Annotated in this window: 1 protein-coding gene (running past one end of the window); it reads left to right on the forward strand. The window is 74.4% G+C overall.

Annotation, left to right across the window (positions count from 1 at the left end):
* Positions 1 to 13,531, forward strand: partial view of a type I polyketide synthase gene (locus ACZ4S3_RS11000; protein ID WP_467930302.1) — the end only. Its footprint begins 15,044 nt before the window's first position; only the last 13,531 of its 28,575 coding nucleotides appear in the window; its start codon lies beyond the left edge, outside the window; the stop codon is at positions 13,529 to 13,531.
* The last annotated feature ends 1 nt before the right edge of the window (position 13,532 follow it).

Here is a 13,532-nt window from a genome sequence, read left to right on the forward strand (position 1 = left end):
CGCCGAGGGCCACCTGATCACCGGCACCATCTCCAGCGTCCTGTCCGGCCGGCTCTCCTACACCTACGGCTTCGAGGGCCCGGCCGTCTCCCTCGACACCGCCTGCTCCTCCTCCCTGGTCGCCCTGCACCTGGCCTGCCAGTCCCTGCGCAACGGCGAGAGCTCCCTGGCCCTCGCAGGCGGCGTCAGCATCATGTCCACGCCCGGCGCGTTCGTCGGCTTCAGCCGGCAGCGCGCCATGGCGGCCGACGGCCGCTGCAAGGCCTACTCCGACCAGGCCGACGGCATGAGCCTGGCCGAAGGCGTCGGCCTCGTCCTCGTCGAGCGGCTGTCCGACGCCCGCCGCAACGGACACCAGGTCCTGGCCGTCATCCGGGGCTCCGCCGTCAACCAGGACGGCGCCTCCAACGGACTGACCGCGCCCAACGGCCCCTCCCAGCAGCGCGTCATCCGCCAGGCCCTGACCAACGCCGGCGTCCCGGCTGCCGAGGTCGACGTCATCGACGGACACGGCACCGGTACCGCCCTCGGCGACCCCATCGAGGCCCAGGCCCTGCTCGCCACCTACGGCCAGGACCGCGACGTACACAGCCCGCTGCTGCTGGGCTCCGTCAAGTCCAACATCGGCCACACCCAGATGGCGTCCGGCGTCGCCAGCGTCATCAAGATGGTCATGGCCATGCGCCACGCCACCGTGCCGCAGAGCCTGCACATCGACCAGCCCTCCTCGCACGTCGACTGGGGCTCCGGCGCCATCCACCTGCTCACCGAGCCGCTGCCCTGGCCGAGCACCGGACACCCGCGCCGCGCGGGCGTCTCCTCCTTCGGACTCAGCGGCACCAACGTCCACACCATCCTCGAACAGGCCCCGGAAGACCGGCCCGAGACAGACGAGGAAGGCACTGCCACCGCACCGGCCCGCCCGGCCGACCCCACCCCCCTCCCCCTGACCCTGTCCGGACGCACCGAAGCGGCCCTGCGGGCCCAGGCCGGACGGCTCCTGACCCACCTCGCCGACCACCCCCACCTCCCGCTCACCGACCTCGCCCTCTCCCTCGCCACCTCCCGCGCCGCCCTGGAGCACCGCGCGGCCGTCGTCACCGACGACCCCGACACCCTCACCCGCGCCCTGACCGCGCTGCGCGACGCGGCCCCCGACGGCTCACTGCTCACCGGCAGCCCGGACCGCGGCCGGCTGGCCTTCCTCTTCACCGGCCAGGGCAGCCAGCGCCCCGGAATGGGACGCGAGCTCTACGACCGCCACCCGGTCTACGCCGAGGCCCTGGACGCCGTACTGGCCCGCTTCGACCTCGAACTCGACCGCCCGCTGCGGGAGATCCTCTTCGCCGAGCCCGGCACCCCCGAGGCCGAGCTGCTGGACGACACCGGCTACACCCAGCCGGGCCTCTTCGCCCTCGAAGTGGCGCTGTTCCGCCTCGCCGAGTCCTGGGGCCTGCGCCCCGACTACGTCGCGGGCCACTCCATCGGCGAGTTCGTCGCGGCGCACGCCGCCGGAGTCCTCTCCCTGGAGGACGCCTGCACCCTCGTCGCGGCCCGCGGCCGCCTGATGGCGGCCCTGCCCCCGGGTGGCGCCATGGCCTCCGTCGAGGCCGCCGAGGACGAGGTGCTGCCCCTCCTCCCGGAGTACGAAGGGCGCCTGTCCGTCGCCGTCGTCAACACCCCGACGTCCCTGGTCGTCTCGGGCGACGAGGACGCGGTACGCGCCGTGGCGGCCCACTTCCACGAGCTCGGCCGCCGCACCAAGCGGCTGCGGGTCAGCCACGCCTTCCACTCGCCGCACATGGACGCGATGCTGGACGACTTCGCCCGCGCCGCCGAAGGCGTCACCTTCCACGCGCCGTCGCTGCCGCTGGTGTCGACCCTGACCGGCGAGCCGACCACGGCCGATGAACTGTGCTCGCCGCAGTACTGGACCCGGCAGGTCCGCGACACCGTCCGCTTCGCCGACGCCGTACGGCACCTCACCGAGCACGGTGTGACGACCTTCTTCGAGCTCGGCCCGGACGCCGTACTCAGCGGCGCGGTACGCGAGTGCACCGGCGAGCAGACCTCCGCCACCGCCATCCCGGCCCTGCGCCGCGACCGGCCCGAGGCCCCGGCACTGACCACGGCACTGGCCCGGCTCCACCTCAACGGGGTACGCGTCGACTGGACCGCCGTGTTCGCGGGCAGCGGCGCCCGGCGGATCGATCTGCCCACCTACCCCTTCCAGCGCGAGCGCTACTGGCCCGAGGCAGCCGCCGAAACCGCCGCACCCGCACACCCCGCCGACGCGGCGGACGCGGAGTTCTGGTCGGCCGTCGAGCGCGCGGACCTCGAGTCCCTGGGCTCCTCGCTGGACCTGGACGACGACACCCTCACCGCCGTCGTGCCCGCCCTCTCCTCCTGGCGGCGCAAGAGCCGGGAGCGCTCCACCGTCGACGGCTGGCGCTACCGGACCACCTGGAAGCCCCTGACCGGCACGTCCGCCGCCGGACACCCGGCCGGGACCTGGCTGGTGCTCGCACCGGCCGACGGCGACCGCGCCTGGACCGACTCGGTCGTCGGCGCCCTGGGGACCGACTCCGTACGGGTCGAGGTGACCGCTGCGCAGCGCCGGGACCTGGGCGAGCGACTGAGTGAACTCGCCGTCGAACACGGTGAGTTCGCGGGCGTCCTGTCCCTGCTGGCGACGGCCGGCGAAGGCGCCGAGGGCGACGATGACGCCACGAACGCGGGCCTGCTGCTGACGGCGACCGCCGTCCAGGCCCTGGGTGACGCCGGCATCGAAGCCCCGCTGTGGTGCGTGACCCGCACCGCCGTGGCCGTGGACCGCGCCGAACACCCGGCCCGCCCCGCCCAGGCCGCAGTCTGGGGCCTGGGCAGAGTGGCCGCGCTGGAGCACCCGCAGCGCTGGGGCGGCCTCGTCGACCTCCCCGACGAGCTCGACGGCACCACCCTGCGCCGCCTGGCCACCGTCCTGGCCGACAGCGGCGGCGAGGACCAGCTCGCCCTGCGCACCACCGCGGCCTTCGTCCGCCGGCTGGTACACCACCGCGTCGCACCGGCCCCCGAGGCGGCCGCGTTCCCCGTGTTCCGCCCCACCGGAACCGTGCTTGTCACCGGCGGCACCGGCGCGCTGGGTGGCCACGTCGCCCGATGGCTGGCCGGTGCGGGCGCCGAGCACCTGCTCCTGGTCAGCCGTCGCGGAACCGACGCCCCCGGCGCCGGTGAACTGACCGTAGAACTCGAGGACTTGGGCGCCAAGGTCACCATCGCGGCGTGCGACACCGCCGACCGCGACGCGCTCGCCGCCGTACTGGCCTCGATCCCCGACGAGCACCCGCTCACCGCCGTGTTCCACACCGCCGGCACCGTCGACGACGGCACCCTGGACACGCTCACCCCCGACCAGTTCACCTCCGTCCTGCGCGCCAAGGTCACCGCCACCCTCAACCTGCACGAGACGACCCGCGACCGGGACCTGACCGCCTTCGTACTCTTCTCCTCCGTCGCCGGCACTCTCGGCGCACCCGGCCAGGGCAACTACGCCGCCGCCAACGCCTTCCTCGACGCCTTCGCCGAACACCGCCGCGCCCACGGCCTGCCCGCCACCTCGCTGGCCTGGGGCCCCTGGGCCGAGACCGGCATGGCGGCCGACGGCACCGGCATCCAGGACCGCGTCCGCCGCGGCGGCTTCACCCCCATGGCACCCCCACTCGCCCTCACCGCCCTGCGCCAGGCGATCGAACAGGACACCACGACGCTGACCCTCGCGGACATCGACTGGCAGCGCTACGCGAGCGTGTTCACCGCACTGCGCCCCAGCCCCTTCGTCGGCGACCTGCCCGAACTGCTCCGGGCCGCGCCGCCCGCCGGGACACCGGAAGCCGCCCTGCGGGAACCGGCCCTGCGCCCGCGGCTCGCCGGACTCTCCCCGGCCGCCCGCCCGCGCTTCGTCCTGGACCTGGTACGCACCCAGGTGGCCGCCGTCCTCGGACACACCGGCACCTCGGACATCGGTGCCGACCGCGCCTTCAGCGACCTCGGATTCGACTCGCTGACCACCGTCGAACTGCGGAACACCCTGACGGCCACCACCGGCCTGAAGCTGCCCGCCACCCTCGTCTACGACTACCCGACCCCGACCGCCCTCGCCGACTTCCTGCTCGCCGAACTCCTCGGCACGCTGCCCGAGCCCGGCACCGGCACCCCGGCCCTCGCCGGCCGCGCGGCGGACGACGACCCCATCGCCATCGTCGGCATGAACTGCCGCTTCCCCGGCGGCGTACGGTCCCCCGAGGACCTCTGGCAGCTGCTGAGCCGCGGTGAGGACGCGATCGGCGGATTCCCCGCGGACCGCGGCTGGGACCTGGACGCGCTCGCCCAGGGAGCCTCCGCGACCCTCGAAGGCGGATTCCTCGACGGCGTCGGCCTCTTCGACGCCCCCTTCTTCGGCATCGCGCCCCGCGAGGCCCTGGCCATGGACCCCCAGCAGCGCCTGCTGCTGGAGACCTCCTGGGAAGCGTTCGAGCGCGCCGGAATCGACGCGACCACCCTGCGCGGCAGCCGCACCGGCGTCTTCGTCGGCACCAACGGCCAGGACTACGCCACGCTCCTGCGCCAGGGCGCCGGCACCGCCGACGTACGCGGCCATGTCGCCACCGGCAACACCGCCAGCGTCATGTCAGGACGCCTCTCGTACGCCTTCGGCCTGGAGGGCCCGGCCGTCACCATCGACACCGCCTGCTCCTCCGCGCTGGTCGCCCTGCACATGGCCGCAGGCGCCCTGCGCAGCGGCGAGTGCACCCTCGCCCTGGCCGGCGGCGTCTCGGTCATGTCCAGCCCCGACTCCTTCACCGAGTTCACGGTCCAGGGCGGGCTGGCCCCCGACGGGCGGTGCAAGCCGTTCGCCGACGCGGCCGACGGCACGAGCTGGTCCGAGGGCGTGGGCGTCCTCCTCCTGGAACGCCTCTCCGACGCGCGCCGCAACGGCCACGACGTATGGGGCATCGTGCGCGGCACCGCCGTCAACCAGGATGGCGCCTCCAACGGACTGACCGCGCCCAGCGGACGGGCCCAGCAGCGCGCCATCCGCCAGGCCCTCGCCGACGCCGACCTCACCCCCGCCGACGTCGATGTCGTCGAGGCGCACGGCACCGGCACCACCCTCGGCGACCCCATCGAGGCCAACGCCCTGATCGCCGCCTACGGACAGGACAGGCAACACCCGCTGCTGCTCGGCGCCGTCAAGTCGAACCTGGGCCACACCCAGGCCGCCGCCGGCGTCGCCGGCACCATCAAGGTGCTCCTGGCGATGCGCCACGGCGTCCTGCCCAAGACCCTGCACCTCAACTCCCCGTCCTCGCACGTCGACTGGACGGACGGCACGGTCTCGCTCCTCACCGAGCAGCAGGAGTGGCCGGAGACCGGGCATGCCCGGCGGGCCGGCGTCTCCGCCTTCGGCGTCAGCGGCACCAACGCCCACGTCATCATCGAGCAGGCGCCGGACGCCGAGGAGCCCGTGGCACCGGAGCCCGCCACGGTGCCAGGCGTCGTGCCCTGGCCGGTGTCGGGCAAGTCCGAGGCCGCGCTGGCGGCAGGGATCGAGCGGGTCTCCGCGCTGACCGGTCCCTCACCGGTCGACGTGGGCCACTCCCTCGCGACCGGCAGGGCGGCGTTCGCCCACCGCGCGGTCCTCGCGGCAGACGGAGAGGGCGTACGGGAACTCGCACGCGGCGTCGCCCAGGAGACCGACGGGAAGCTGGCGGTGCTGTTCTCGGGCCAGGGCGCTCAACGAGTGGGCATGGGCCGTGAGTTGTACGGCCGCTTCCCGGTGTTCGCCGAGGCGTTGGACGAGGTGCTGGGGCACTTCGACGCCGGGTTGCGGGAGGTGATGTTCGGCGATGCGGAGGGCTTGGACGAGACCGGGTTCACCCAGCCGGCGCTGTTCGCCATCGAGGTGGCGCTGTTCCGTCTGACCGAGTCCCTGGGTGTGCGGCCGGACTTCGTGGCCGGGCATTCGATCGGTGAGATCGCGGCGGCGCATGTGGCCGGGGTGTTCTCGCTGGCGGACGCGTGTGCGCTGGTAGCGGCGCGGGCGCGGCTGATGCAGGCCCTCCCGGCCGGTGGTGCGATGGTGGCCGTCCAGGCGACGGAGAGCGAGGTGGCCGAGCGGCTGGTCGACGGGGTGTCGATCGCGGCGGTCAACGGCCCGGAGTCGGTGGTGATCGCAGGGGCGGAGTCACACGTCCTGCGGATTGCCGCGGAGCTGGCGGCCCAGGGGCGCAAGACCCAGCGCCTGTCGGTGAGCCACGCCTTCCACTCGCCGTTGATGGAGCCGATGCTGGAGGACTTCCGGCGGGTGGCCGAGGGGCTGTCGTACGAGGCTCCGCGGATCGCGCTGGTGTCGAACCTCACCGGTGAACTCGCCACCGAGGACGTCGTCCGCTCGGCGGAGTACTGGGTGCGGCATGTGCGCGAGACCGTGCGTTTCGCCGACGGTGTGCGTGCCCTGGCCGCCGAAGGGGCGACTGTCTTCCTGGAGCTGGGCCCGGACGGCGTGCTCACCGCGATGGCCCAGCACACCCTGGACGGCACCGCGACCGCCGTTCCGGCCCTGCGCAAGGACCGGCCCGAAGAGACCGCCCTGCTCACCGCCCTCGCGCACCTGCACGTCGTAGGCGTCGAGGTGGACTGGTCCGGGATCTTCACCGGCACCGGCGCCCGCCGCGTGGACCTGCCCACCTACCCCTTCCAGCAGCAGTGGTACTGGCCGGACGGCGCGCCCGCGGCGGATGCGCGGACCGGTTCGCAGGACCCCGTGGACGCCGAGTTCTGGGACGCGGTGGAGCGCGCGGACCTCGCGTCGCTCTCGGCCGACCTGGAGCTGGACGACGCCGCGCTGTCGGCGCTCGTACCCGCCCTGTCCGCCTGGCGCCGCAAGCGCGTCGAGCGCTCAACCGTAGACGGCTGGCGCTACCACGTCACCTTCAAGCCGCTGACCGGCACCGCTCCCGGCACCCTCGCCGGACCGTGGCTGGCGCTCGTTCCGACGGGCGGCGCCGACGACGAGTGGACCGCCGCCGTGCTCGCGGCCCTCGGCGAGTCGGCCGTCACCGTTGAAGCCGACGCGACCGACCGCGGCGCGCTCGCCGGACGGCTCGTCGAACTCGCCGCACAGGGAACCGAGTTCACCGGAGTGGTGTCCCTTCTCGCGGCCTCGTACGCCGACGCCCTCCCCTCCGGACCGGCATGGCCCGACGAGGCGCTGCGGGCACTGGCCGACGCCGGAATCGCCGCCCCGCTGTGGTGCGTCACCCGCGGCGCCGTGTCGGTGGGCCGCTCGGAAACCGAAGTCAGCGTCGCCCAGGCGGCGGTATGGGGGCTCGGCAGGGTCGCGGCCCTGGACCACCCGGACCGCTGGGGGGGCCTGGTCGACGTACCGCAGGTGCTCGACCGGCGCTCGGCCGAACGGCTCCGCGCCGTACTGTCCGGCACCGGCGACGAGGACCAGGTGGCACTGCGGCCCTCCGGAGTCTTCGGGCGACGGCTGGTGCGCGCCACGGACGACCCCCCCACAGCCCCGTGGCAGCCGACCGGCACGGTCCTGGTCGTCGGCCCGGCGTCCGGCACCGGCGGACACTGCGCCCGCTGGCTCGCCGAACAGGGCGCCCGGCACCTGCTGCTGGCCGACCCCACCGCGGCGGACACGGCGCGGCTGCGCGCCGAACTCGACGCCCTGGGCGTTCTGTTGACGGTGCTCGACTGCGCACCGGCCGACGGCGAGGCGCTGCTGACCGCGCTCGCCGCGCTCCCGGCACAGGAGCCGCTGACCGCCGTGGTCCACACGGACGGGCCGTCCGACGCCGACGCGTACGGACCCGCCACCGCCGAGGACCCCGGCGCCGCTCTGGCTGCGCTGTACGCGGACGTGGAGAGCCTGGCGGCCGTGGCCGAGGCGGCGGCCGGCGACCGCCCCCTGGACGCGTTCGTCCTCTTCTCCTCGATCGCCGGGACCTGGGGTGCCGGAGGCCGGGGCACCGAGGCGGCGGCCGGAGCCCAACTCGAAGCCCTCGCACGCACGTTGTGCGCACGCGGACTGCCCGCCATGTCCGTCTCGTGGGGCGGCTGGGCCGACACCGCCTCCGACAGCCTGGCCGCCCACCTGAGGGCCAACGGGCTGCCCGCGATGGACCCCGCGCGGGCCCTGACCGCGCTTGCTCGCTCCCTTGGCACCGGCGCCCCCTCGGTGACGGTCGCCGACGTACGGTGGGACGCCTTCGCGCCCGCCTTCACCCGCAACCGGCCGAGCGCCCTCTTCGCGGAACTGCCCGAGGCCCGCGAGGCGCTGGCGGACCTGGGCGGCACCGAGACGGACACGGCGGGCACCGCCACCGGCCTGCGGGCCGAACTCGCCACCCGCCCGGACGCGGAACGCACCGAGATCCTGGTGGCCCTGGTCCGCGACCGGGTGGCCGCGGTGCTCGGCTTCGCGGACGCCGGCGCCGTACCCTCCGGCCAGGCGTTCAAGGACCTCGGCCTCGACTCGCTGACCGCCGTCGACCTGCGCAACAAGCTCGCCACCGCGACGGGGCTGACCCTGCCCGCCACCCTCGTCTTCGACTACCCCACGGCCGACGCGCTCGCCGATCACCTACGGGCCGAACTCCTCGGCGAGGACGGGGAGGAACTCCCCGCGGCGGCGCGGGCGAAGGACGCCGGCACCGCCGAGGACCCCGTCGTCATCGTCGGCATGAGCTGCCGCTACCCGGGCGGGATCCGCTCGCCCGAGGACCTGTGGCAGCTGGTCATGGGCGAAACGGACGCCATCGGAGGCTTCCCCACAGACCGCGGCTGGGACCTGGACCGGCTGCTGCACGGCGACCGGGACGGCCGCGGCCGCACCGTCACCAGCGAAGGCGGATTCCTCTACGGCGTAGCCGACTTCGACCCCGGATTCTTCGGGATCTCACCGCGCGAGGCCATGGTGATGGACCCGCAGCAGCGCATCCTCCTGGAAGCCACCTGGGAGGCCCTGGAGGGCACCGGCATCGACCCCGCCCAGCTGCGCGGCGGCGACACCGGCGTGTTCATCGGCGGCGGATCGGGCGACTACCGGCCCGAAGCGGGGCAGCTGGGCCACGCGCAGACCGCACAGTCGGCCAGCCTGCTCTCCGGCCGGGTGTCCTACACCTTCGGTCTGGAAGGCCCGTCCGTCAGCGTGGACACGGCCTGCTCGTCATCCCTGGTGGCCCTCCACCTGGCCGCCCAGGCACTGCGCAACGGCGAGTGCTCCATCGCGCTCACCGGCGGTGTGACGGTGATGTCCAGCCCGGTGAACTTCGTCGAGTTCGGCGAGATGGGAGCCCTCGCGCCTGATGGCCGCTGCCGGCCCTTCGCGTCCGCCGCGGGCGGCACCGGCTGGTCCGAGGGCGTGGGCGTCCTCGTCCTGGAACGGCTCTCGGACGCCCGCCGCAACGGGCACGAGGTCCTCGCGGTGCTGCGCGGCTCGGCCGTCAACCAGGACGGCGCCAGCAACGGCCTCACCGCGCCCAACGGTCCCTCGCAGCGCCGCGTCATCCAGCGGGCGCTGGCCGACGCCGGGCTGGCACCGGCCGACGTGGACGCCGTGGAGGCACACGGCACCGGCACCACCTTGGGTGACCCCATCGAGGCGCAGGCGCTGCTGGCCACGTACGGACAGGCCCGCGACCCCCGACTGCCGCTGCTGCTGGGGTCGGTGAAGTCCAACATCGGCCACACCCAGGCGGCCGCGGGCGTCGCCGGTGTGATCAAGATGGTGCTGGCGATGCGCCACGGCGTGCTGCCCAGGAGCCTGCACATCGACGAGCCCTCGGCACACGTCGACTGGAGCGCCGGAGCCGTCGAACTGCTGGCGGACGCGGCCGACTGGCCGCGTACGGGCCGCCCGCGCCGGGCCGGAATCTCGGCCTTCGGCGCCAGCGGCACCAACTCCCACGTGATCATCGAGCAGCCCACGGAAACCATGGCGGACGAGCCCGAGAGCCCCCAGGAGACAGGCGGCCCGCTGCCGGTGCCCGTGTCCGGCGCCGTGCCGGAAGCGCTGCGGGCCCAGGCCCGGCAGCTGCACGCCTACGTGGCCGCCCGGCCCGACCTCACCGTCACCGAGTTCGCGCTGTCCACGGCCACCGCCCGGTCGGCCTTCACCCACCGGGCCGCCGTCCTCGCCGAAGGCCGCGAGGAGCTGCTCACCGGCCTGGCCGCGCTCGCCGACGGACTTGACACCCCCCAGGTCCTGCGGGGCCAGGCGGCGGAGCGCCGCGGCAAGCTCGCGGTGCTGTTCTCCGGCCAGGGTTCGCAGCGCGTGGGCATGGGCCGTGAACTCCACGCCCGCTACCCGGTGTTCGCCGAAACCCTGGACGCGGTGACGGCACGCCTGGACACGGAACTGGAACTCCCGCTACAGGACGTCATGTTCGAGGACGCGGAGCGGCTGAACCAGACGGGCTTCACCCAGCCCGCACTGTTCGCCATCGAGGTGGCGCTGTTCCGCCTGGTCGAATCCTGGGGCATCCGCCCGGACTTCGCCGCCGGGCACTCCGTCGGCGAGATAGCGGCCGCGCACGTGGCCGGGGTCTTCTCCCTGGACGACGCGTGCCGGCTGGTGGCCGCACGGGCGCGGCTGATGAACGCCCTGCCCGCGGGCGGCGCCATGGTCGCCGTACAGGCCACCGAGGAGGAGACCCGGGCGTACCTGACCGACGGCGTGTCCATCGCCGCGGTCAACGGACCGCGGTCGGTGGTCCTCTCCGGCGACGAGGCCACCGTCCTCGGCATCGCGGAGAAGTTCACCGCCGACGGGCGCAAGACTAGGCGTTTGCGGGTGAGCCATGCGTTTCACTCACTGCACATGGACGCCATTCTCGAGGACTTCCGGCGAGTCGCCCAAAGCGTCAGCTACGACGCTCCGGCGATCCCGCTCGTGTCCAACGTGACCGGCGAGGCGGCAACCGAGCAGCAGGTGTGCTCCCCCGACTACTGGGTGCGCCACGTCCGCGAGGCCGTCCGCTTCGGCGACGGCATCCGCACCCTCGCCGAGCGCGGCGTGACCGCTTTCCTGGAGCTCGGCCCCGACGGCGCCCTGTGCGCCATGGCCCAGGACACCCTGGACACCCTGCCCTCGCAGGCGGTCACCGTACCGGCGCTGCGCCGGGACCGCGGTGAGCAGGAGTGTGTCGTCACCGCGCTCGCCCGGCTGCACGTCGACGGACTGAGCCCGCACTGGCCCGCCGTACTCACCGGGGCCCCGGCCGCCCCCCGCCGCACCGACCTGCCCACCTACCCCTTCCAGCACCAGCGGTTCTGGCCGGCCACCCAGCCCGCCACCGACCCCGCCCCGGCGACCGCCGCGGACGACGGCTTCTGGTCGGCGGTACGGGAGGCGGACTTCGCCGAACTCGAAACCACCCTCCACGTCGAGCGCGACGCGCTGTCCAAGGTGCTCCCCGCGCTCGCGGACTGGCGCCGCAGGCGCGAGGAAGCCGGCACGGTCGACGGCTGGCGGCAGCAGATCACCTTCAAGCCGCTGACCCGCACGCCCTCCCGCACCCCGGCGGGCACCCATCTCGCCGTCATCCCGGCAGGGCACGAGCAGGACCCGTGGGTCGCCGACGTCGTCGCCGCCCTGGGCCCGGACACCGTGTGCCTCACGGCGCCCGGCACCGACCGCGCTGCCCTGGCCGACCTGCTGCGCCAACAGGCCGCCGAAGGGCGCGAGTTCGCCGCCGTGGTCTCCCTGCTCGCCCTCGCCACGGAACCCGCCCACCCGGCGCACGCCCCCGAGGCGCTGGCACTCACCACCGCCTTGATCCAGGCGCTCGGCGAAGCGGACCTCGCCGCACCCCTGTGGTGCGTCACCCGCGGCGCGGTCGCCGCCGCGCCCAGCGAGCCGGCGCCCGGACCCGCCCAGGCCGCCGTGTGGGGACTGGGACGGGTGGCCGCCCTGGAGTACCCGGAGCGCTGGGGAGGTCTGATCGACCTGCCCGGCACCCTCGACGACCGGTCCGCGGCCCGCCTCACCGAAGTGCTCGCCGCCCCCGACGGCGAGGACCAGATCGCGATCCGGCCCTCCGCCATCCTCGGCCGCCGGCTGGTACCCGTACCGGCCGGGCGGAACACCCGGGAGTGGAACCCCACCGGAACCGTCCTGGTCACCGGCGGCACCGGAGCACTGGGCGCCCACGTGGCACGCGAACTGGCCCGATCGGGCGCACGGCACCTGCTGCTCCTCAGCCGACGGGGCCCGGACGCGCCCGGCGCGGACGAACTGCGGGCCGAACTCACCGCGCTCGGCGCGGACGTCACCCTCACCGCATGCGACGCCGCCGACCGCGACGGGCTCGCGAAGGTCCTGGCGGACATCCCCGAGGAGGCGCCCCTGACCGGCGTCGTCCACACCGCCGGCATCATCGACGACGGTGTCCTGGACAGCCTCACCCCGGACCGCTTCGAGGACGTCTTCCGCGCCAAGGCCGCCTCGGCCCTGGCCCTGCACGACCTCACCAAGGACCTGGACCTGGCGGTGTTCGCCCTGTTCTCCTCGTCCTCCGCCGCGGTCGGCAACCCGGGCCAGGCCAACTACGCCGCCGCCAACGCCTACTTGGACGCCCTCGCCGAGCGGCGCCGGGCCGAGGGCCTGGCCGCGACCTCGATCGCCTGGGGCGCCTGGGACGGTGGCGGCATGGCCGCCGGAGAGCGGGCAGCCGCCGCGGCCCAGCGCACCGGAATCCGCCCCCTGAACCCGGACCTCGCCGTCACGGCGCTGCGCCGGGCCGTCATGGACGGCCGCCCCACCGAGGTCGTCGCCGACGTCGAACGCGACCGGTTCGTACAGTCCTTCACCGCCGTACGGCCCAGCGCGCTCCTCGCGGAGCTGGCCGAGGCCACCACCGAGACCCACGCGTCCCACCCGGCCGGGCCCTCCGGCGAGGAGGACAGCAATGCCGCCTTGCGCGAGCGGCTGACGGGCCTGCCGCCCGCACAGCGCTCCGAAGCCGTACTGAACCTCGTACGCACCCGGGCCGCCGCCGTACTGGGCCACCCCACTCTCGACGCCGTCGGCGCCGACCGGGCCTTCAGGGACCTCGGCTTCGACTCCCTCAGCGCCGTCGAGCTGCGCAACCAGCTGGGCGCCGCCACGGGGCTGACCCTGCCCGCCACGCTCGTCTTCGACCACCCCAACCCCCGCGACCTGGCCGCTCACTTCCTGAGCCTGCTCGTCCCGGAGGACGGGACGCGCGAAGCGGCCGGCGACGACCTCGACCCGTCCGGCATCAGAGCGCTGCTCGCCTCCGTCTCCGTGGCCCAGCTGCGCGAGATCGGCGTGCTCGAACCCCTGCTGAAGCTCGCCGCCGAGCAGACCGCGGCGTCCGACGCCGAGGCCGCCGCCGCCACGGCAGCAGACGCCTACGACGAGTCGATCGACGCGATGGACGTCGCCGACCTGGTGCAGGCGGCATTTGACGGCAATTCCTCCCAAGAGCGCTGAA

The sequence above is a fragment of the Streptomyces sp. NPDC028368 genome, assembly GCF_055565615.1.